Annotated in this window: 19 protein-coding genes; 9 read left to right on the forward strand and 10 right to left on the reverse strand. The window is 72.5% G+C overall.

Going from position 1 to position 20389, the window contains the following annotated elements:
- Positions 1–9: 9 nt before the first annotated feature.
- From CFK41_RS15550 to CFK41_RS15565, 4 genes are all read right to left on the reverse strand, one after another.
- Complete coding sequence (locus CFK41_RS15550; protein ID WP_096800494.1) at positions 10–813, reverse strand: SDR family NAD(P)-dependent oxidoreductase; 804 nt, start codon at positions 811–813, stop codon at positions 10–12.
- Positions 814–907: 94 nt separating this feature from the next.
- Positions 908–1753, reverse strand: coding sequence for a MetQ/NlpA family ABC transporter substrate-binding protein (locus CFK41_RS15555; protein ID WP_096800495.1), 846 nt, complete (start codon positions 1751–1753; stop codon positions 908–910).
- 31 nt (positions 1754–1784) lie between these two features.
- Positions 1785–2471 (reverse strand): methionine ABC transporter permease, encoded by a 687-nt coding sequence (locus CFK41_RS15560; RefSeq protein ID WP_096800496.1) that lies wholly within the window; start codon positions 2469–2471, stop codon positions 1785–1787.
- Complete coding sequence (locus CFK41_RS15565) at positions 2471–3487, reverse strand: methionine ABC transporter ATP-binding protein (protein ID WP_151904780.1); 1017 nt, start codon at positions 3485–3487, stop codon at positions 2471–2473. The genes CFK41_RS15560 and CFK41_RS15565 overlap by 1 nt, the downstream gene beginning before the upstream one ends.
- 255 nt (positions 3488–3742) lie before the next feature.
- On the opposite strand from CFK41_RS15565, the gene CFK41_RS15570 reads away from it, so the two are divergent.
- From CFK41_RS15570 to CFK41_RS15580, 3 genes are all read left to right on the forward strand, one after another.
- Complete coding sequence (locus tag CFK41_RS15570) at positions 3743–4243, forward strand: hypothetical protein (RefSeq protein ID WP_096800498.1); 501 nt, start codon at positions 3743–3745, stop codon at positions 4241–4243.
- A 107-nt stretch (positions 4244–4350) separates the two neighbouring features.
- Entirely contained in the window at positions 4351–5520 is a 1170-nt protein-coding gene (locus CFK41_RS15575) for a sensor histidine kinase (RefSeq protein ID WP_096800499.1), read from the forward strand.
- A complete protein-coding gene (locus CFK41_RS15580) occupies positions 5517–6140 on the forward strand; it encodes a response regulator transcription factor (protein ID WP_096800500.1) in 624 nt (207 codons plus the stop codon). The genes CFK41_RS15575 and CFK41_RS15580 overlap by 4 nt, the downstream gene beginning before the upstream one ends.
- Positions 6141–6143: 3 nt before the next feature.
- Here CFK41_RS15580 and CFK41_RS15585 read toward each other — a convergent pair whose 3' ends face one another.
- The 3 genes from CFK41_RS15585 to CFK41_RS15595 are packed head-to-tail and all read right to left on the reverse strand — an operon-like array spanning position 6144 to position 8834.
- Complete coding sequence (locus CFK41_RS15585) at positions 6144–7169, reverse strand: ABC transporter substrate-binding protein (RefSeq protein ID WP_096800501.1); 1026 nt, start codon at positions 7167–7169, stop codon at positions 6144–6146.
- 37 nt (positions 7170–7206) lie between these two features.
- Positions 7207–8049: an ABC transporter permease gene (locus tag CFK41_RS15590; RefSeq protein WP_096800502.1), complete on the reverse strand. Its 843-nt coding sequence runs from the start codon at positions 8047–8049 to the stop codon at positions 7207–7209.
- Positions 8046–8834 carry an ABC transporter ATP-binding protein gene (locus CFK41_RS15595; protein ID WP_096800503.1) on the reverse strand — a complete coding sequence of 263 codons (789 nt, stop codon included), beginning with the start codon at positions 8832–8834 and terminating at the stop codon, positions 8046–8048. Before CFK41_RS15595 ends, CFK41_RS15590 begins: the two co-directional genes overlap by 4 nt.
- Before the next feature lie 121 nt (positions 8835–8955).
- On the opposite strand from CFK41_RS15595, the gene CFK41_RS15600 reads away from it, so the two are divergent.
- Positions 8956–10065: a cystathionine gamma-lyase gene (locus CFK41_RS15600; RefSeq protein WP_096800504.1), complete on the forward strand. Its 1110-nt coding sequence runs from the start codon at positions 8956–8958 to the stop codon at positions 10063–10065.
- A gap of 29 nt (positions 10066–10094) precedes the next feature.
- Here the strand turns inward: CFK41_RS15600 and tadA are convergent, their stop codons facing one another.
- Positions 10095–10556: a tRNA adenosine(34) deaminase TadA gene (gene tadA, locus CFK41_RS15605; RefSeq protein ID WP_096800505.1), complete on the reverse strand. Its 462-nt coding sequence runs from the start codon at positions 10554–10556 to the stop codon at positions 10095–10097.
- 37 nt (positions 10557–10593) lie between these two features.
- The gene (locus CFK41_RS15610; RefSeq protein WP_096800506.1) at positions 10594–11136 is read right to left on the reverse strand and encodes a dihydrofolate reductase family protein; all 543 of its coding nucleotides are present in this window, start codon (positions 11134–11136) and stop codon (positions 10594–10596) included.
- A 105-nt stretch (positions 11137–11241) separates the two neighbouring features.
- Between CFK41_RS15610 and upp the strand changes: the two genes are divergently transcribed.
- Together upp and CFK41_RS15620 are read left to right on the forward strand one after the other, a co-directional pair.
- Entirely contained in the window at positions 11242–11880 is a 639-nt protein-coding gene (upp, locus tag CFK41_RS15615; RefSeq protein WP_096800507.1) for a uracil phosphoribosyltransferase, read from the forward strand.
- 482 nt (positions 11881–12362) lie between these two features.
- Positions 12363–13121 carry a winged helix-turn-helix domain-containing protein gene (locus CFK41_RS15620; protein ID WP_096800508.1) on the forward strand — a complete coding sequence of 253 codons (759 nt, stop codon included), beginning with the start codon at positions 12363–12365 and terminating at the stop codon, positions 13119–13121.
- Positions 13122–13680: 559 nt separating this feature from the next.
- On the opposite strand, the gene CFK41_RS15625 is transcribed toward CFK41_RS15620, so the two are convergent.
- Entirely contained in the window at positions 13681–14439 is a 759-nt protein-coding gene (locus CFK41_RS15625; RefSeq protein ID WP_096800509.1) for a protein phosphatase 2C domain-containing protein, read from the reverse strand.
- Positions 14440–14559: 120 nt separating this feature from the next.
- Between CFK41_RS15625 and CFK41_RS15630 the strand changes: the two genes are divergently transcribed.
- The 3 genes from CFK41_RS15630 (at position 14560) to CFK41_RS15640 (ending at position 20373) form a co-directional block, all read left to right on the forward strand.
- Positions 14560–16398 (forward strand): MinD/ParA family ATP-binding protein, encoded by a 1839-nt coding sequence (locus tag CFK41_RS15630; protein ID WP_096800510.1) that lies wholly within the window; start codon positions 14560–14562, stop codon positions 16396–16398.
- Between the two features lie 94 nt (positions 16399–16492).
- Positions 16493–19639, forward strand: a complete 3147-nt coding sequence (locus tag CFK41_RS15635) for a DEAD/DEAH box helicase (RefSeq protein ID WP_096800511.1) — start codon at positions 16493–16495, stop codon at positions 19637–19639.
- A complete protein-coding gene (locus CFK41_RS15640; RefSeq protein ID WP_096800512.1) occupies positions 19636–20373 on the forward strand; it encodes an SWIM zinc finger family protein in 738 nt (245 codons plus the stop codon). Before CFK41_RS15635 ends, CFK41_RS15640 begins: the two co-directional genes overlap by 4 nt.
- Positions 20374–20389 lie beyond the last annotated feature (16 nt).

A 20389-nucleotide genomic window follows, 5' to 3' on the forward strand; every position in this document is an offset into this window, starting at 1 on the left:
GCAGCGCAGTCAGCTGATCAGGTAGCCGCCGTCGACGGGGATCTCCGCGCCGTTGACCATCGAGGCGGCGTCGGAGGCGAGCCACACGGCGACGTCGGAGACCTCGCGGGGCTGGGCGAACCGGGACTGCGGGATGCGCGCGAGCATCGGGGCGGCCTTCTCGGGCTGGTCGCCCCAGACGGTCTGCCCCATGTCCGTGAGCACCACGGTCGGGCAGATCGAGTTGGCGCGCACTCCACGGGGCCCGAGCTCGAGCGCAAGGGTGCGGGTGGCCATGACCAGACCGGCCTTCGCGGTGCTGTAGGCATAGTGCTCGGCCAGAGGCCGCAGCGCCGCGGCGGAGGCGATGGTGACGATGGCCCCGCCGCCGTGCTCGGCCATGGCCGCCCCGGCCCGGGCGGCGAGCAGCGCAGGTGCGCGGAGGTTCACCCGCAGGGTCTGATCGAAGTGTGCCGTGTCCAGGCGGTCCACCGTCTCCGGATGGGAGATGCCGGCGTTGTTGACCAGCACGTCGAGCGGGCCCGGGCCCTCGAGCAGGGTGCTCGCCTCGTCCCAGAGCCGGTCGGCGACGTCGGCCTCCCCGAGGTCCGCCGCCAGCACGGCGGTGCGCACGCCGTGCTCGTCGGCGAGCCGACGGGCCGCCTGCTGGAGCGGATCGGCGTCACGGGCGGTCAGCACCAGATCGGCGCCGGCGGCGGCGTACGCCCGGGCGATGTCCGCCCCGATCCCCCGGCTCGCGCCCGTGATCAGGGCGCGCCGCCCGGCGAGGGGGCGGACGCCGGAGGGGCCGGAACCTGAATCGATCGCTGTCATCGATCCAGGTTACGGCCCCTCGGGGAGAGCGCGCGGGCGGCTCAGAGAGCCGAACTGCTCAGAACGCCGGGATGACTCAGAACGCCGGGATGACTCAGAACGCCGGGATGACCGAGCCGTCGGTGTAGGTGGTCTCGATGAACTTCTTGACCTCGGCGCTGTGCAGCAGCTCGTCGAGCTTGACGATGCCGGCGTTGTCCTTGTCCGCCGCGCGGCACACGAGCATGTTCGAGTAGGGGCTGCCCTCGCCCGCCTCCAGCACGATGGCCTCCTCGGACGGCTTCAGGCCGGCCTCGAGGGCGTAGTTTCCGTTGACCACGCCGGCGGCGAAGTCCGAGAGGGTGCGCGGGATCTGCGCGGCCTCGATCTCGGTGAACGTCAGGTTCTTGGGGTTGTCCTGGATGTCGGCGGTGGTCGCGTCGACGGACTCCACGCCCTCGGCGAGGGTGATCACGTCGTTGTCGGCCAGCAGGCTCAGGCCGCGGCCGCGGTTGGCGGGGTCGCTCGAGATCGCGATCTCGTCGCCGTCCTTCAGCTCGTCGAGGCTCTTGATGGTCTCCGAGTACAGGCCCATCGGCTCGATGTGCACACCCTCGAAGCCGTGGAACTCGTAGCCCTTCTCCTCGGTCTGGGACTCCAGGAAGTTGGGGGTCTGGTAGAAGTTCGCGTCGAGGTCGCCGTCGTTCAGCGCCTGGTTCGGGATCTGGTAGTCGGTGTAGGGCGTGATGGTCAGCGTGAGGCCGGCGTCCGCGGCGAGCTCGTCCTGGATGTACTGGAGGATCTCGGCGTGGGGCTTGGGCGAGGCGCCCACGGCGATCTCGGTGACGCCGCCCTCCTCCGTGGGGCCCTCGGGGCCGCCGGCGCCGCAGGCGGCGAGGGCGAGCGCGCCGAGGCCGGCGCCGGAGAGGGTCAGCAGGGTGCGGCGGGGGAATGTAGTCATGGGAGCTCCTGGGTGAAGGGGTGGGAGAGGATCAGCGGGCACGGTGGTCGACGACCCGGGCGAGCCAGGTGCCGAGGGCCTGGATGGCGATGACCAGGGCGACCAGCAGCAGCACGGTCGCCACCATCACCACGTTGTCGTAGCTCTGGTAGCCCATGCGGGTGGCGAGGTCGCCGAGGCCCTTGCCGCCCACCACACCGGCCATGGCGGTGTAGCCGACGACGGCGATGGTGGTGGTGGTCAGCGAGCCGATGATGCCGGGCAGCGCCTCGGGCAGGAGCACCTGGCGGATGACCTGCCAGCGGGTGGCGCCCATCATCTGGGTCGCCTCGATCTTGCCCGCGGCGATCTCGCGCAGGTTGATCTCGATCAGACGGGCGAGGAACGGGATCGCGGAGACCGTCAACGCGAACATCGCGGCGTTCGGCCCGGTCACGCGGCCCACCACGAAGCGGGTCACGGGGATCAGCGCGATGATGAGGATGATGAACGGGAAGGACCTGCCCACGTTCACCACGAAGCCCACCACGCGGTTCACCCAGCGGGCGAGCGAGCCGTGGGACTTCTCCGTCTCGAACAGCAGGATGCCCAGCGGCAGCCCGATCAGGGTCGCGAACAGCATCGTGCCGGCGGTCATGTACAGCGTGATCAGCGCGTTGGACCACAGGCTGGTGTTGGAGTCCCAGGTCGTGAAGACCGGGTTCTGGAGCCACTCCATCAGGCGGTCACCTCCTTCGCGACGACGCCCTCGGCATCGAGCTCGGTCAGGAAGGCGGCCAGGCCCTCGGGGCTGATGGGCTTGTCATCGTGGTTGCGCAGCGCGAGCTGCACGCGGCCCACCTGACGCCCGTTGATGGTCTCGATGATCCCGGCGACGATGCTGGCGTGGGCGCCGTGCGCCTCCGCCAGCCGGATCAGGTCCTCGGTGGTGCGGAAGCGACCGGTCTGGCCGTAGTCGCAGTTCACGAGCACCGCGTCGATGCCGGTCGGTGCCGGCGGCAGCGGGATCAGCTCGCCGGAGAGCGGGCCGTGGGGGTCGCCGGCCACGTCGAGCAGGTCGCCGGTCTGGGAGATCCGCCCGTCCTCCAGCAGGGTCACGGTGTCGCACACCTCGCGCACCACGCCCATCTCGTGGGTGATGATCACGATCGTGATGCCGAGCCGCTCGCGCAGGTCCTTGAGCAGGCCGAGGATCTGCCGGGTGGTGCCGCCGTCGAGCGCGCTGGTGGGCTCGTCGCACAGCAGCACCTTGGGCTCGGCGGCGAGGCCGCGGGCGATGCCGACGCGCTGGATCTGGCCGCCGGAGAGCTGCGCGGGGTGGTTGTGCTCGCGGCCGGTGAGGCCCACGAGCTCCACCAGCTCGGCGACGCGGCGCTCGCGCTCGGCACGGGGAACCCCGGCGATCTCGAGCGGATGGGCGATGTTCTGGGCGGCGGTGCGGGAGTCCAGCAGGTTCGCGTGCTGGAACACCATGCCGATGTTGCGGCGGGCGGCGCGCAGCGCGGAGCCGTCGAGGGCGGCGATGTCGGTGCCGCCCACCTCGACGCGCCCGGACGTGGGCTTCTCGAGCCCGGTCAGGCAGCGGATGAGGGTGGACTTCCCGGCGCCGGAGCGGCCGACGATCCCGTGGATGCGCCCGGCGTCGAGGTGGAGGTCGATCCCGCCGAGCGCGACGACGGGGTCTCCGCCGCCAGGTGCGGGGAAGACCTTCGTGAGGCTGTCGAGAGTGATCACCACAGGATTCAAGCATCGCGGGTCCACCCGACTGAAGCATTGGTTCATCTGCCGCAACAAACGTCACAGGCCTGCACTTCCGTCTCACGGCGCGTGTGGACGGGGTCACGCGGCCTCGTCTGACATCTGTCACGGGCAGCCCGTGAACGGTGCACCAGGGCTCGTGATGGGGCGCCCTACGGCGCGGCGCCGGGAGCGACCAGGCTGGAGCCATCACCCCGGAGACATCTCTCCACCGACCCGGAAGGACACCCCATGTTCCAGGATCTCCTCGTCCAGCTCCACCACCTCGTCTCCGACCTCGCGCCGTGGCAGCAGGTCCTCGCCCTCGTCCCGGCCGGGGCGATCCCCTTCATCGAAAGCTATCTCGGGGCCTTCCTCGGCACCAGCCTCGGCATCCACCCGGCGATCGCGGTCCCCGCGGCGGTGCTGGGAAACCTCGTGGCGACCTTCGTGATGATCGCCCTCGCCGGTCGCACCCGCGACGCCGTCACCCGCGGCCGGGGCGAGCGCCCCGCCACGGAGCGCAGGCCCTCCCGCTTCCGGGCGAAGGTCGCCGCCGCCCTGGGGAAGTACGGGGTGCCGGGCGTGGCCCTCATGGGGCCCTTCGTGGTCGCCTCCCAGATCACCGGCCCCACCCTGGTCGCGCTCGGCGCCGCCCGCAGCACGGTCTACCTGTGGACGGGCATCTCCATCGTGGCCTGGGGCATCGCGTTCGGCGTCTTCGGCAGCCTCTTCCTCGGCGTCATCTCCTGACCCGATAGCCTGCACCCCAGGCCATCACCCCAGGCCATCACCCCAGGCCGTCACCCCAGGCCGTCACCCCAGGCCGCCGGCCGATCATGCCCGAGGAGAGGACTGCTGTGGAGACCAGCCCAGGTCGTCAGTGGAGCGTGTTCTACGCCTACACGGCGTGGTCGATCGTGATCGTGCTGGCCATGTTCCCCCTGGGCGCGGCGCTGGCCCTGGGCGTCCGGGTCCCGGGGCTGGTGGATGTCGCCCCCGTGGCCTCCTCCGTTCTCCTCGCGCAGATCGTGCTCAGCGCCTGGTCCGGCCACCGCTCCCTCCGGGCCTGGTCGCGGGCTGAGCTGTCCGCCGTGCGGGACCGCTGGGGCATGCCCCAGGTGGGCCGCCTCCCCTCGGACCTGGCGCTCGTCGTGGCCGCGGCGCCCTCGCTCCTGATCGTGGTCCTGCACCTGCTGGATCTCGCCGCGGAGCCCCTGGTCATCATCTCCCTGGTCCTGCTCGCCGTGACGGTGCTGATGCGGTGGCGCTGGGAGATCGGAGCCGTCGGCACCGCGGTGTGCGTGCTCGCGCTGCTGCTGGCGGGGCGTCCCGTCCCCGAGGTGGTGGCCCTCGGCGCGCTGGTGATCGCGTTGGTGCTCACCGTGCGCCTGTCGCTGTGGCTGGCCGCGATGGTGCGCGAGCTGGACGACGCCCGGCAGGCGCAGGCCCAGCTCGCCGTCGCCGAGGAGCGCCTGCGCTTCGCCCGGGACCTGCACGACGTCACCGGGCGGGACCTCTCCGTCATCGCCGTGAAGGCGGAGCTCGTCGCGCAGCTCGCCGAGCGCGAGGACGCCCGCGCGGTCGAGCACAGCCGCGAGGTCGCCCAGATCGCCCGCGGCTCCCTCTCCGAGATCCGCGGTCTGGTGCGCGGCTATCGCGAGGCCGATCTCGCCACCGAGCTGCGCGGCACCGCCTCCCTGCTGCGCTCCGCGCAGGTCGAGGTCACGATCGACGGCGCGGCGGAGGACGTCCCGGCCCGCCACCGCGGCACCGCCGCCTGGGTGCTGCGGGAGGCCGGCACCAACATCCTGCGCCACGCCGACCCGTCGGCCGTGCGCATCACCCTCGGGGCCGACGGGATCGCCCTCGTCAACGACGGCGCCCCCGGCCCGGCCGAGGTGCCCGAGGGCAGCGGCCTGACCGGGATGCGCGAGCGCCTCGCCCGCGGCTCCTCGCTGGGCGTCCGCCGCGAGGGCGGCACCTTCACCCTCGACCTCCGCTTCGATCCCTCTGGAGAGCCCCGATGACCGACTCCCCCGCCCCGCTGCGCGTGATCCTCGTGGACGACGAGAACCTGATCCGCTCCGCGCTCGCGACCATGCTCTCCCTCGAGGAGGACCTCCAGGTGGTGGGCGAGGCCGCGTCCGTGGTCGCCGGTGCGAGCCTCGCCGCGACCGAGCGGCCGGACGTCGCGGTGCTGGACCTGCAGCTGCCCGACGGCGACGGCCTCGAGCTCGCCGACCGGATCGCGCAGGCCTCCCCCACCACGCGCTGCCTGATCCTCACCTCCCATGCGAGGCCCGGCTACCTCAAGCGCGCGCTGGCCCAGGGGGTGCTGGGCTTCCTGCCCAAGACGACCTCCGCCGATCAGCTGGCCCGCGCGGTGCGCTCGGTCCACGGCGGCAGGCGCGTCATCGACCCCGAGCTCGCCGCCGAGACGATCTCCTCCGGCGACTCCCCGCTCACCCCGCGCGAGGCGGACGTGCTGGAGTACGCGGCCGACGGCGCGACCGTGGACCGGATCGCGAGCCGCGCCCACCTCGCCGAGGGCACCGTGCGCAACTACCTCTCGAGCGCCCAGGCGAAGCTGCAGGCCGCGAACCGGCACGAGGCGGTCGCGATCGCGCGCCGCCAGGGCTGGATCTGAGGCTCAGGCCCCCGCGCCCTCGGCGAAGCTCGCGTCGACGATCGACGCCACGTCGAGCGGCTCGGTGTAGGTGATCTGCTCGGCCTCGATCCAGACCTTCTGCATGGCCTCGAGCTGGTCGGGCTGCGGGGCGAGGTCGGGGAGGTAGGTGTACATCGGCGAGGCCTTGAGCACCTCGACCTCCTGGCCGAGCGTCTCGGCGAGGATCGAGTAGACCTCCTCGGACTGCGTGCCGTCGGCGGAGAGCTCCTGGGCTCCCTTCGCCAGGGCGGTGAAGAAGGTCTGCGCGAGCTCGCCGCCCACGAAGGTCTCGGAGTACAGCACGCCGGTGCCGGTGGTGCCCTTCTTCGGGACCGCGAGCGGCGAGGCGACGCCCGCCTCCTCCATCGCGGTGGAGAAGGGCGCCGACGGCGTCCCCGCGGAGACCGAGCCGTTGACGATCGCGGGCTCCTGGTCGGGGGTGGCGAGGTTGGAGACCTCCACGTCGTTCAAGGTCAGCCCGGCCTCCTCGAGCATCGCGGCCAGCAGGTACCCGCCGGTCGCGCCCGGACCGCCGGCCACGCCGATCTTGTGGCCCTTGAGGTCGGCGACGTCGGTGATGGTGCCGTCGTCGAGGAGCTTCTGGCTGACCTCGAGCGCGGTGGGCGAGTTCTCGGGGTCGCCCGGGGAGATGCCCATGGAGCCGACGATCTTGAAGGCCAGGCCCTGGTCCAGCGCGTTGAACATGCCGGCGCTGAAGCCCGCGATCATCACGTCGAGCTGGTCGTTGGCGAGCATCGGGATGCCGTCCTGGCCGGACTTCAGCGGGGTCAGCTCGAGGGTGATGCCCGCGTCCTCGAAATGACCCATCGCGTCGGCGACGTAGAGCGGCGCGAACAGGGCGGAGGGCACGTGGCCCACCCGGACCGTGCCGGAGTCGCCGGAGCCGGAGCCCCCGGAGTCCTTGCCGGTGACGGCCGGGCCGCACGCGGCGAGGGCGCCGCCGAGGGCGGTGGCGGAGGCGAGGGAGAGGAGGGTGCGTCGTCGCATCAGGGGTCCTTGGGGTGTGTGGTGGGTACGGGGTGGGTCAGCTCGTGCGCCGCCAGGGCAGCAGCAGCTTCTCGCTGCGGCTGAGCAGCGTGGTCAGGACAGCACCGATGATGCCGATGACCAGCAAGCCCACGTAGAGCTTCTCCGGGATGAACAGCTGCCAGGAGTTCCAGATCAGATAGCCGAGGCCGGTGGTGGAGGCCCCCGTGAACTCGACGGCGGTGACCACCACGACGGCGGTGCCGGTGGCGGTCTTCAGCCCGGCGAAGACGAACGGCATCGCCCCGGGCAGGATCACGAAGCGGAAGCGGTCGAAGCCCGTCGCGCCGTAGGCGGAGCCCGCCTCGAGCAGCTTGCGGTCGATCGCCCAGACCCCGGAGACCGTCGCGATCTGCATGACGAAGAAGGTCGTGATGAACACGGCGATGATCTTCGGCAGCTCGGTGGGCCCGAAGATCATCAGCAGGATCGGGAAGATCGCGATCTTGGGCAGCGGGTACAGCGCGCTGAACAGCGGCCCGAGGGCCGCGTTCAGGGCCCGCGAGGAGCCCATCAGCAGGCCCACGCCGATGCCGACGATCGCGCCGAGGCCCCCGCCCACCAGCAGACGCATGAGGGTGGGGCCGGTGTGGTGCCACAGCTCGCCGTCCAGCGCCATCATCCACAGCGCGGCGAGGATCTTGGTGGGCGGCGGGAAGAAGCGCGGGTCGATGATCAGCAGACGCGCGCACAGCTCCCACAGCAGCACCAGCACGATCGGGGCGGCGATGGAGAGCACCAGATCACGGGTGCGCAGCCGGTTCTCCCGCGTGCGGTGGGCGCGGGCCGCGACGAGGGTGCGTTCGGCGCGCTCGTCGGCCGACGGTCCGGTGGTGCTCATGCGGTCTCCTCGGCGGTGCGCACGTCATCGCGCAGCAGGTTCCAGATGCGCGAGCGCAGCTCCCCGAACTCGGGGCTGCGCTCGATGTCGAAGGAGCGGGGGCGCTCGAAGGGGATCGTGATGTCCTCCCGCAGGGTGCCCGGGCGTCCCGACATCACGATCACGCGGTCGCTGAGGATGATCGACTCGTCGATGTCGTGCGTGACCATGAGGACCGTCTTGCGCTCCTGCTCCCACAGGGCGATGAGCTCCTCCTGCATGAGCATGCGGGTCTGGGCGTCCAGCGCCCCGAGCGGCTCGTCCATCAGCAGCACCGGGGAGCCGGTGGCGAAGGCGCGGGCGATCGCGACCCGCTGGCGCATGCCGCCGGAGAGCTGGTGGGGGTAGGAGTCCGCGAAGTCGGTGAGCCGCACGCGGGCCAGCCAGTCGCGGGCGGTGGTCAGGCGCTCGCGGGTGGGCACCCCCGCCATGCGCAGGCCGAAGGCGACGTTGTCCAGCACCGTCATCCACGGGAACACCCCGTGCTCCTGGAACACGAAGGCGGCGGGCACGGGATGCTCGGCCCCGGTGATCGTGACCTCGCCGACGGTGCGCTCCTCGAGGCCGCCGAGGATCCGCAGGAAGGTCGACTTGCCGCAGCCGGAGGGGCCGACGATGCAGGTGAACGAGCCCGGCTCGAGGGTCAGGGAGAAGTTCTCGAGGGCCCAGACCGGGTCTCCCCCGGAGAAGAAGACCTTCGAGACGTCCTCGGCGACGACCGTCGATGACGACGCACCTGTGTTCATGGCTGCTCCTCGACGTGCCGGCGACGGCGCCACTGTACTCGCGGACCGAATGGCGAGACGCGATGACCACACCCCGGACAAGTCCTGGGAGGGCCTGCCCGGCAGGGCGGACAATGGCCGCATGGACTCCGACCCCGCGCTGCTCGCCGACATGCTCCACCACCGCACGGGGTCGCTGCCCGCCGGCTCCCCGGTCGCCCTGCCGCTGACGCCCGCGAGCACCTATGCCCTGCCCGGCACCATCGACGCCCCCTTCACCTACGGCCGCGCGGGCGGTCCCACCTGGTCGGCGCTCGAGGAGGCGCTCGGCGTGCTCGAGCAGGCGGAGACGGTGGTCCTCCCCTCGGGCATGGCGGCGATCTCGGCGGTGCTGCTCACCCATCTGACCCGGGGCGACCGGGTGCTGCTGCCGTCGGACGGCTACTACGCGACCCGTCGTCTGGCCGAGCAGTTCCTGACCCCGGTCGGGGTCGAGGTGGTGCTGCGCCCCACGGCGGAGTACGCGCAGCAGGACCTGGACGGGTTCACCGTGGTGCTCGTGGAGACCCCATCGAACCCGGCCCTGGACCTCTGCGACATCGCCGAGGTCTCGGCGCGGGCCCACGCCGCCGGCGCGCTGGTGGTCGTGGACAACACGACCCTCACCCCGCTCGGTCAGCGGCCGCTGGAGCTGGGGGCCGACGTGGTCGTCGCCTCGGACACCAAGGCCCCGAACGGCCACTCCGACGCGCTGCTCGGCCATGTCGCGACCCGTCGGCCGGATGTCCTGGAGCGGGTGCGGCAATGGCGCACCCTCGCCGGCGGGATCCCGGGGCAGCTGGAGACCTGGCTGGTCCACCGCGGCCTGGAGACCCTCGAGCTGCGCTTCGACCGGATGTGCTCGAGCGCCCTGGTCCTCGCCGAGCGCCTCGAGGAGCATCCGGCCACCCGGGACGTGGTCCATCCCGGTCTCCCGAGCCATCCGCAGCACGAGCTCGCCTCTCGGCAGATGGCGCGGGCCGGCTCCCTCATCGGCTTCGCCCTGCCCGACGCGGAGACCGCCGAGCGCTTCCTCGAGCGTGCTCGCCGGGTGGTGTCGGCGACCAGCTTCGGCGGCGTGCACACCAGCGCCGAGCGGCGCGCCCGCTGGGGCGATGCGGTCCCGGAGGGGTTCGTGCGCCTCTCCGTGGGCTGCGAGCCGACCGAGGAGCTGTGGGCGGATCTCGAGCAGGCGCTGCGCGGGCTCGGCTGACCCGCAGCCTGCTCAGCGCCTGCTTGAGTTCAGCGGCGGCGCCGGGCGCGGAAGAACTCGCGCAGCAGGTCGCCGCACTCCTGCTCGCGCAGGCCGGTGACGAGCTCCACCCGATGGTTCAGCCGGGGCTCGCGCACCAGGTCGTAGAGGGATCCGGCAGCGCCCGCCTTGGGGTCGGGGGCGCCGACGACGAGGCGCCGGATGCGCGCGAGCACGATCGCCCCGGCGCACATCGTGCACGGCTCGAGGGTGACCACGAGGGTGCAGTCGGTGAGGTTCCAGCGGCCCGTGACCTGCGCCGCCCGGCGCAGCGCCAGGATCTCGGCGTGGGCGGTGGGGTCCTCGTCGGCCTCGCGCCGATTGCCGGCGGTGGCGAGCACGGTCCCGTCGGGGGCGACGACGACCGCCCCGATCGGGACGTCGGCCGGCTCACGGGCGGCGGCGGCGCGGGCCTCGTCGAGGGCCAGGCCCATCAGCTCGTCATCGGTCATGGAGACATTGTGGCCCGTCCCTCCCGCATCCCGACCCTCAGACCCGCTCCCCCACCACGCGGTACCGCGCCTCGAGGAGAGCGCCGTTGGTGCCGTGCTCGAGGAGCTCGAGGTCGAAGCTGCCGCCCAGCAGCGGCTTGCCGGCGCCGAGGGTGACCGGGGCGATCGAGACGAAGAGCTCGTCGAGCATCCCGGCACGGGCGAACTCGGCGGCGAGCCCTCCGCCGCCCACGATCCACACGTCCTTCCCGTCGGCCGCCTCCTCGAGCGCGGCGCGGTGCCCGGCGGGCGGCCCCGACACCACGGTGACGCCGTCGCGCTCGAGGTCCGGGGCGCGATGCGTGAACAGGAAGGTGGGCTGGGTGTAGATCCAGGCTCCCTCGACATCGGATTCGTGAGCGACCACCCAGTCGTAGGTGGAGCGTCCGGTGACGATCGCGCCCACCTCGGCGAGGAAGTCGTCGTACGGCAGGATGCTCTCCTCGCCGGTGGGCTGGGACAGGAGCCAGTCGAGGCTGTCGTGCTCGTCGGCGAGGAAGCCGTCCAGCGTGGTGGCGGTGAAGAAGCGGTAGCGGGTCATCCTCGAAGTATCCGCGCGACGGCTCGGCGTGAGAACCCCCTCGGCAGGGCCGCGACCGCCGCCGATGAGGGGGCGCGGCGCCCTCGGCTCCGGTAGATTCGCCCCATGCGCGTACTCGAGATCGACCATCCCCTCGTCGCCCACAAGCTGTCGGTGCTGCGCGATCGCGCCACCCACTCCTCCGTGTTCCGTCAGCTCGCCGACGAGCTGGTGACCCTCCTGGCCTACGAGGCCACCCGCAACGTCGCCGTGGCTCCGGTCCAGATCCAGACCCCGGTGACCGAGATGACCGGCACGAAGCTCGCGAGCCCCAAGCCGATGGTGGTGCCGATCCTGCGCGCCGGCCTCGGCATGCTCGACGGCCTCACCCGGCTCCTCCCCACCGCGGAGGTGGGCTTCCTGGGCATGGTCCGCAACGACGAGACGCTCGAGGTGACCACCTACGCGAACCGTCTGCCCGACGACCTCACCGGCCGGCAGTGCTTCGTGCTCGATCCGATGCTGGCCACCGGCCACACCCTCATCGCCTCGGTCGAGTACCTGCATGAGCGCGGCGCCCGCGACATCACCTGCGTGACCCTGCTGGCGGCCCCGGAGGGCCTCGCCACCATGCAGGAGCGCGTGGATCCGTCGATCAACCTCACGATCGTCACCGCCGCGATCGACGAGAAGCTCGACGAGAAGGGCTACATCGTGCCCGGCCTCGGCGACGCGGGCGACCGCCTCTTCGGCGTCGTCGACTGACACCCCGGGGCTGCCGTCCATCGGCGCCCCGCACCCTCCATCGGGGGCCGACGGACCAGGGACCCACGAGTCCCGCCCCGTCGGCCCCCGATTGCATCCAGCCCCTGACCTGCAGCGTCGCCGCGCACGTCGAGGCCCATGTTTCGGAATGTGGACGGCCTCTTGCCCCTCGGGACGGGTCCGGGGCATGATTCCAGCCATGTCCACGAACGCCGCGTTCCGCGAGACCACCCGCCGGGTGGTCAGCTCCGCGATGCGTTCGATGATGCGAATGATGATGATGCCGATGATGCATCGTCAGCCGAGCCTCTGAGCGCTCACGACTCCTCCGAGATCGGCTGACAGGAGCCGGCCGGAAGGCGCGGGCTCCAGGTGCCACCGGGAGCACACCCCCTGAACGATCCGCCTGAGGGCGTCGATCCCAGGGATCCCGGGTCCACCACCCGCCGCGCGAACGCGCCGCATCTCGGAGACATCGCATCATGACCATCACCCTGGATCGCCCCACCACTGCCACCACCGCCCGCTCCGCCTCCCGCCCGCTGTACCGGGTCGGCGGCACGGCCCCGCGACCGCGTCCCGCGACGGACGCCGTCACGATCACCCTGACCGTCACCCTCCCGGCCGGCACCGGCGACGTCGAGACCGCCGTGGTCGCCGACGAGCTCCGCACCGGCGCCCAGCGTCTGGTCGGTGCGCGCCACGGCCGCACCACCGTGGCGGTGAGCAGCCCGAACAGCTTCGCCGCCGCCGACCGCTCCGCCCGGACGACCCTGCCGCCCCGCGGCCAGGGTGCGGCACCCGTGACCCCGCTGCGCCCGCGCCGCACCGGCGTGGTCTCCCCCAACTCCCCCGCCCGCCGGGATGCGGAGGCCGCCCGCCGTCGCGCCCTGCAGGCCACTGCGGTGAGCCCCTCGAGCCCTTCTGTGGCCCCTGAAGACAGCCTGGTCATCGACCTGTTCGGCCGCCGGGTGCGGATCGACGGACAGGACGTCGACTTCACGTACAAGGAGTTCGAGCTGCTCGCCCAGCTGGCGAACAACGCGCGACGCACCATCAGCCGCACCGAGCTCATGGAGACGGTCTGGGCCGAGGCGCCCGAGGACACCGGCGAGCGCACGGTCGACGTGCACGTGCGACGGGTCCGCACCAAGCTGGGCCGCTACCGCCGCCTGATCTCGACGGTGCGCGGCGCGGGCTACCGCCTCGATCCCGGCAGCGACGTGGCGATCCTCGGCTGATCCGTTGATCCGCTGATCCGCCGCAGAATGCGACGAGCGGCCCGGAGCACTCAACCGACAGTGTCGGGGGCTCACGGACCGCTCGTCAGGCCTGTCGTCCGTCAGGGGTGGGTGCGGGCGAACAGGCTGGACGGGCTGTCATAGGTGGGGGAACCTGACATCAATGCCCGTCCGGCCGCTCCCCAGGAGGGGGGTCTTGAGGAACGGCACATCTATAAAATTTTCAACGTCTTCCGACAACGGAAGCGTATCAGCAGATTCAGGATTCAACTCCTGTCCCGCCGCCGACGTCACACCCCGAGGGGCGATGTCGTCGTGCTGTCGAGTCTAGGCCTTCGCTCCGCTGATGTAAACGCGTCAGTATTGAACGTTCTTGCAGGTGACGTCCAGATTTCAGACAGGTGACCCTTAGTCTCGGTCACGCCAATCCTTCGTCATGGGCGGACAAAACCGGGAGGCGGCACCGGAGATCGGGCGCCACCTCGTGTCCGATATGCCCGATTGTAGACCGGATGAGCCCGAAGCGCTCGCCCCGCCCTCGACGGCCGGCACGCCGCCGTCACGGGAGAATTGTGAGGACCGTCGCATCGTCGTGGACCTTGCGCGGACGCTGCCCGGGCTCCCGTCGCGCCTCCGCCTCGCGCAGCTCCCGCAGCAAGGCCCGAGGGTCCTCGCGCAGCGCTCGCGAGAGGGAGGCGACGTCATGGTCACCCAGGTCGTCGATCGTGCGGGTGATCCCGTCGGAGACCAGGTGGCCGGCGCGCAGCGAGGCCAGCGACGTCTCCCCCACCAGCGCCTGCGCAGCGGCCTCGGGCTCGTGGCGGGCCACCCAGAACCCGCCGGGGGCGTTGCGCCGGGCCTCGATCGCCTCGCCGCTCGATCCCCCTCCCGATTCCTCCGCCACCACCTGCTCGACCCGCGGATCGGTCACCCGGCGCATGCTCCCGTCCCGGAGCTCGAGCAGCAGGGAGGAGTCGCACAGCACCAGATGCTCGAGCCGTTCCTCGTCCCACCGCACCACGACCACCGTCGCCGAGGGACCACCCTGCTCCAGGTCGCACTCCCCCTCGTGGAGCCCGCGGACGTCCTCGATGGCGTCGGCCAGTGCACGGCGCAGCGGCCGGGCCGGATCCTGAGCGCGGTCCAGCAGCCGTGCGGCGAGCACGTGGGAGAACCAGGCGACGCTGTGATGGCATCCCGCCCGATATCGCGCGGGCACCCCCGCGCCGTCCAGGACCACGGCGACGCGTCCGAGCACACCGCCGGCATCCTCGTTCGGAGCGGAGGCCGCCGGATCGGTCAGCAGAGTGGTGTGCACGCCGCCACTGTAGGCACCGCCGCACGGCGGACGGGGCCCCAGCGCCCGTAGAGTGGACCCGGACCATGCCGTCTGCCCCGCCTCGGGAGCAGCGGCGCTCAGGACGCGGAAGGAACCCAGATGATCGCGCAGGCGCGGATCACCTCCGACACGACGGCCACCGTGCATCTCGCCGACGAGACCCTCGAGGTCACCGGCGACGATCTGCCGGAGATCCGGGACCGCGTGAAGCAGGCCTTCATCTCGGCGGCCAAGGCCGCCGATCAGGACCTCGACGTCGTCATCGTCGAGCCGGACGTGCGCCACCACCTACGGGTCGAGCCCTCGGGCCGGATCGCCGGCCGCGAGGCGGACGAGCGCCCCGTGCATGGTCCGGAGATCGACGACCCCCTGGTCGCCCCGCCCACCGACGACACCGCGGACCTCTCCTCCGTGTCCGCCGCGCTCACCGGCTCGGGCTCGCAGGACTCGCTGCGCCCGCGCGCCGGCGAGCATGCGGCGCTCGGCACCCATGCGAGCGAGGGCCCCGTGACCGGCGAGCACATCGCGATCGACCCCGAGATCACGGGGGAGCATGCGGCGATCGGCTCGCCCGCCACCGGCGAGCTGCCCGTCGTGCGCTCGCACGGGGGTCGACGTCGGCGCCGGGCCGCGATGCCGCCCTCGACCCCGCCCGGCACCACCGCGTCCTCCGCCGCCTCGTCGACCTCCGCATCCACGGCGACCTCGGCGGCCTCGGCGGTGACCCCGTCATCCGCGGAGTCCGCCGCGACCCCCGCATCCGCGGAATCGGCCCTTTCGCCCACGTCGGCGCCGTCCGCCTCGACCGCGCCGTCCGCCGCACCCGCTGCCTCCACTGCGTCGATACCTGCGTCGATCCCCGCGTCGATCCCCGCGTCGACCAGCGGATCCGCTCCGTCGGCCGGCGCTGACGAGCACGCAGACTTCCAGCCCGTCGAGCAGACTCCCGCTCCGCTGCAGCGGCGGCCCCTGCCCGCGCGCACCACCCCGGAGAAGGACGCCTCGCGCCCCACCCTCCAGGACCTGCAGACCTCGACCTCGAAGCCCGCCCGGGTCAAGGCCACGCTCGGGTTCCCCGGCTTCGTCACCCGGCTCACCGGGGGCAGGATCTCGCCCCAGCCCAACCGTCGGGAGCGTCGGGAGACGGAGCGCCTGGAGAGCATCCGTCGGCCGCTGGACGGTCCCCGCAACATCGCGGTGGTGAACCTCAAGGGCGGCGCCCACAAGACCACCGCGTCCCTGATGATCGCGGCGACGCTCGGCGTCTCGCGCGGTGGCAACGTCCTGGCCTGGGACAACAACGAGACCCGGGGAACGCTCGGGTGGCGCGGCATCCCCACCGACCACCACCGCACCGCGGTGGACCTGCTGCATGACATCGATCGCCTGCGCGCCCCGGGGGCGAGCAACGCGGACCTCGATCCGTACGTGCGCCAGCAGGGCGCGATGCGCTTCGACATCCTCGCCTCCGACGAGGATCCCGGCTCCGCCGCCTCGATCGATGCCGAGGCCTTCGGCGAGCTCAACGACGCCCTCTCGCGCTTCTATCGCATCAAGGTCATCGACACCGGCAACAACGTGCGCGCCTCGAACTGGCTGGCCGCCGTGAAGAGCGCGGACCAGCTGGTCATCGTCTCGACCGTCCGCGAGGACACCTTCAACGCCGCGGCCTGGATGATCGACGAGCTGCGCGCCACGGGCCTCGCCGAGCAGGTCGACCACGCGGTGACGATCCTGTCCCACTCCTCGCGGGGCAAGCTCGACGCGACGCTGCGCGACCGCCTGCGGGCCCACTTCGGCGCGCACACCCGCGCGGTCACCGAGGTGCCCTACGAGCAGCAGTTCGTGGACGGCTCGCACCTGGACTGGGAGCGGGTCTCGCCGAAGACCAAGGAAGCCTGGCTCGACGCGACCGCGCTGATCATCGACGGGCTGTGAGCACCCCGGCGCGACGGCCCCTCCCCACCGCCGCACCGTCCACACCCCGATGACCGGGTCGGCATCCGTCGGTCGCGCCGCCTAGTCTGATCCCATGCCCGACCGCCGCCTCCACCTCGTCCTCGACGAGGATCTCGGCCCTGCCCTGTGGGTGCGCGAGCAGACCGGCCCGGGGCGCTCACGCGCGCTCGAGGACCTCGCCGCCCTGCGTCGCGAGGCGCCGAGCGGGATCGCCGAGGCTCTCGCCGGGGCTCCGGACCGGCTGCGCCACCGGGTGCGCGTCCCGGGTCGTGACGGGGACCGTCGCCTCCCCGCGCTCCCGCTGGACGGCCCGGCCCTGACCGGCCTGGTGGGCGCGGCGACGGATCTGCTCGATGCGCGGTTCGGCGACGCCTTCGACGAGCACGTCTCCGCGCTCGTCAGCGACGGCGCCGCCGCCCGGCTCGACGAGCAGCTGATCGCGATGCCGGATCTGGTGGCGGCGATCGTGCTCGACCTCCGCGCGCAGGCGCTGGTCGAGGCGCGGCACGTGCGCGCCCGGGCGACGGAGCGGCACGGGCGGCCGACGATGCAGTGGCGCGCCCCCGAGAAGGACGCCCCGGCGATGCTCGACGCCCTGGTCGACGGGCATGCCCGCCGTGCCTTCGCGGAGCATCTGCGCCGCACGGCCGCCCCGTCGGCGGATCCTCACGGGGTGCTGTGGGCCCTGGCCGACGAGGGCGAGCTGCGCGCCGATCTCCCCACCCAGCGCCGCATCACCGCCGCGCTCGACGCGCTCGTGGACTCCGGCCGTCCCGGCGTGACGCTCGGCTCGCGGGACAGCGAGCTGGTGGTGCGGCTGTTCCAGCCGCCCGTGGGCACCGCCTGGCCGCTGCAGACCTGCCTGCGGGAGGCCGACGGGACGGTCCACCCGGTGGCGGACCTGCGGGCCGTCGGCGACCTCACCGCCGCCGGCGCCGCCGAGGCCTCCGCCGCGGTGATGCGCCTGGCCCCGACGGTGCGCGGCGCGGCCGTGGACGAGACCGGCGTGGACTGGCTGCTGACCACCGCCGAGGCCTCCGAGTTCCTCGCCCGCGACACCCCCTCCCTCGAGGAGGCCGGGGTGACGGTGCTGCTCCCGCGCGACTGGACCAAGCAGAAGACCTCCGTCCGGCCCCAGGAGGTCGAGGAGGAGCCCGGCGAGAGGAAGGGCTCCGGGGTGGGGCTCGGGGCGATGGCCTCCTTCCGCTGGCGGGTGGCGGTGGGCGAGACCGAGCTGACCGAGGCGGAGATGGAGGAGATCCGCGAGGCGCAGTCCGAGCTGGTGCGGCTGCGCGGTCAGTGGGTGCGCCTGGACGCGAGCACCCTGCGGGCGGCGGAGCGGTTCCTGGACGCCTTCGGCGCGCGCACGCGCTCGGAGCGGAAGGACCAGCGGCCGACGGCCGCGTCAGGACCCGACCGTCGGCCGGCGGCGACCGCCCCGACAGCACTCGTCCCGTCCGAGCCCGCCCCCGCCCCGGCTGGCCCCGCCCCGACAGACCCCTCCCCCGTCCCGGCGGAGATCGAGGGCCGCGCCCCCTGGGTCGAGATGTTCTCGCTGATCCTCTCCCCCGAGGCGGCGGACGTCGACTTCGGGGTCACCGCCCTGCTCGCGGGCGGTCATCACGGCCTGGCCCGCCTGATGCCCGGCGCCTCGGGTCCCTTCCCCCACCCGCAGCCCCGCAGCCTGCAGGCCTCCCTGCGGCCCTATCAGCTCGACGGCCTGAACTGGCTGTGGGCCCTGGACCGTCAGCACCTCGGCGGGATCCTCGCCGACGACATGGGCCTGGGCAAGACGATGCAGGTGCTGGCCCTGCTGTGCCGGGAGCGCGAGGCCGCCGCGGAGACGACGGCGGGCGGCGCCCCGGCCCTCTCCCGCCTCTTCCCCGTCGATCCGCTCCCGGAGGATCCCGCGCCCGTCGGCCCCACCCTGCTGGTGTGCCCGATGTCCGTGGTGGGCGCCTGGCAGCGCGAGGCGGCGACCTTCGCCCCGCACCTGCAGGTGCTCGTCCATCACGGCGGCGACCGACGGCGCGACGCCTCCTTCGTCGCCGCGGCCGCGGAGAAGGACCTCGTCATCACCACCTACTCCCTGCTGGCCCGCGACCAGCAGCTGCTCGCGGCGGTGCCCTGGCACCGGCTCGTGTTCGACGAGGCGCAGCACGTGAAGACCCCCGCCACCCAGGTCACCCGGGCCGCCCGATCGCTGCAGGCCCCGCATCGTCTCGCCCTGACGGGTACCCCGGTGGAGAACCGGCTCGCTGACCTCCACTCCCTCATGGAGGTGGTCAACCCCGGTCTGCTGGGCAGCGCGAAGAGCTTCCAGGAGCGCGTCGCGACCCCGATCGAGGAGGACGGCGACGGCGGCGCGATCAGCCGCCTCAAGCTCGTGACCGGCCCGTTCATCCAGCGCCGTCTGAAGACCGACCGCTCGATCATCAAGGACCTGCCCGAGAAGATCGAGCTCAGCCGCGTGGTGAACCTGACCGCCGAGCAGGCCGGCCTGTACGAGGCGATCGTGGACGAGCTGATGGTCCAGATCGACGGCGCCGACGAGAAGCAGCGCCGCACCCTGGTCGTCTCCGCCATCACCCGGCTCAAGCAGGTGTGCAACCATCCCGCCCACTACCTCGGCGACGGCTCGCCGCTGGTGCGCGACGGCGAGCACCGCTCCGGCAAGCTCGAGCTCGTCGACGACCTGCTGCAGACCGCCTTCGAGGAGGGTCAGAAGGCGCTGCTGTTCACGCAGTTCACCACCTTCGGGCATCTGCTGGTGCCGTACTGGACCGAGCGCTTCGCCGAGTTCGGGATCGACGTCCCCTTCCTCCACGGCGGGGTCTCCAAGCGCGACCGGGACCAGATGGTCGCCGAGTTCCAGGAGCATCGCGATCGGCCGGGGCTCATGCTGCTGAGCCTGCGGGCCGGCGGCACCGGGCTCACCCTCACCGCCGCGAACCACGTCGTCCATCTGGATCGCTGGTGGAACCCGGCGGTGGAGAACCAGGCCACGGACCGTGCCTACCGCATCGGCCAGCGCCGCGATGTGACCGTGAACAAGCTGGTCAGCGCCGGAACCGTGGAGGAGAAGATCGACACCGTGCTCTCGGACAAGCAGGCGCTCGCGGATCTGACCGTGAGCCCGGGCGAGGACTGGATGGCCTCCCTGGACGACGACCGGCTGTTCGACCTCCTGGCCCTCGACGCGGAGGAGGACGGGCTGTGAGCATCGAGCTGAGATCACGCCGCGGCGCGGTGGGCACGGCCTGGCACGCCGTCGCCCTCCGCGACGGTGCGGAGCGCCTGCTGGGACCGGCCCGGGTGAGCCGCGGCAAGGCCGATGCCCGCGCCGGGCGTGTGCAGTGGCTCGACGTCGACGCCGGGGCGGCGCGCGGCGACGTGCTCGACGCCGACGGCGAGCTCTACCACGCCCGCCTCGAGCTGCCCGCCTTCCTCGAGGGCGACCGCAGGGTGGTCCTGCAGGTCGCCCGTGCGCATCCGGAGCTGCCCGCGCGCCTCGCCGCCGGCGAGTACCCGCAGCAGATCGAGGCGGAGCTCGCCGCCTCGGAGATCTCCCTCCTGCCCCGTGACGCGATGGAGCTCTCCCACGACTGCTCCTGCCTGGACTGGCCGGGCCCGTGCCGGCACGTCTCGGCGCTGCTGTACGTGCTGGTGGAGGCGGTCGATGAGCAGCCCCTGCTGCTGCTGACCCTGCGCGGCCTCGCCCTCGAGGACCTCGTGGCACCCGCCCGCACCGAGCCGGACGCCGCGGCCCCGGACGACAGCGCCGCCCCGCAGCCCGCCGTGACGCCCCCCGCCGCGACCGCTGACGAGACCCCGGCGGCCCCCGCACCGCCCGCCGCCTTCGACCCGGCCCGCACCGAACCGGCACGGCTGGTCGAGGTGGTCGGCGAGGAGGTCGCGGCGGTCATCCACCGCTTCTACACCGATCCCTCCTGAGCCCGCCCCAGGCCAT

It is taken from the genome of Brachybacterium ginsengisoli (assembly GCF_002407065.1).
In the GTDB taxonomy this organism is placed as follows: domain Bacteria; phylum Actinomycetota; class Actinomycetes; order Actinomycetales; family Dermabacteraceae; genus Brachybacterium; species Brachybacterium ginsengisoli.

Coding starts and splice junctions, on each gene's coding strand:
- CFK41_RS15550 (WP_096800494.1), bottom strand. CDS start 813: ATGACAGCGATCGATTCAGGTTCCGGCCCCTCCGGCGTCCGCCCCCTC.
- CFK41_RS15555 (WP_096800495.1), bottom strand. CDS start 1,753: ATGACTACATTCCCCCGCCGCACCCTGCTGACCCTCTCCGGCGCCGGC.
- CFK41_RS15560 (WP_096800496.1), bottom strand. CDS start 2,471: ATGGAGTGGCTCCAGAACCCGGTCTTCACGACCTGGGACTCCAACACC.
- CFK41_RS15570 (WP_096800498.1), top strand. CDS start 3,743: ATGTTCCAGGATCTCCTCGTCCAGCTCCACCACCTCGTCTCCGACCTC.
- CFK41_RS15580 (WP_096800500.1), top strand. CDS start 5,517: ATGACCGACTCCCCCGCCCCGCTGCGCGTGATCCTCGTGGACGACGAG.
- CFK41_RS15585 (WP_096800501.1), bottom strand. CDS start 7,169: ATGCGACGACGCACCCTCCTCTCCCTCGCCTCCGCCACCGCCCTCGGC.
- CFK41_RS15590 (WP_096800502.1), bottom strand. CDS start 8,049: ATGAGCACCACCGGACCGTCGGCCGACGAGCGCGCCGAACGCACCCTC.
- CFK41_RS15595 (WP_096800503.1), bottom strand. CDS start 8,834: ATGAACACAGGTGCGTCGTCATCGACGGTCGTCGCCGAGGACGTCTCG.
- CFK41_RS15600 (WP_096800504.1), top strand. CDS start 8,956: ATGGACTCCGACCCCGCGCTGCTCGCCGACATGCTCCACCACCGCACG.
- tadA (WP_096800505.1), bottom strand. CDS start 10,556: ATGACCGATGACGAGCTGATGGGCCTGGCCCTCGACGAGGCCCGCGCC.
- CFK41_RS15610 (WP_096800506.1), bottom strand. CDS start 11,136: ATGACCCGCTACCGCTTCTTCACCGCCACCACGCTGGACGGCTTCCTC.
- upp (WP_096800507.1), top strand. CDS start 11,242: ATGCGCGTACTCGAGATCGACCATCCCCTCGTCGCCCACAAGCTGTCG.
- CFK41_RS15620 (WP_096800508.1), top strand. CDS start 12,363: ATGACCATCACCCTGGATCGCCCCACCACTGCCACCACCGCCCGCTCC.
- CFK41_RS15630 (WP_096800510.1), top strand. CDS start 14,560: ATGATCGCGCAGGCGCGGATCACCTCCGACACGACGGCCACCGTGCAT.
- CFK41_RS15635 (WP_096800511.1), top strand. CDS start 16,493: ATGCCCGACCGCCGCCTCCACCTCGTCCTCGACGAGGATCTCGGCCCT.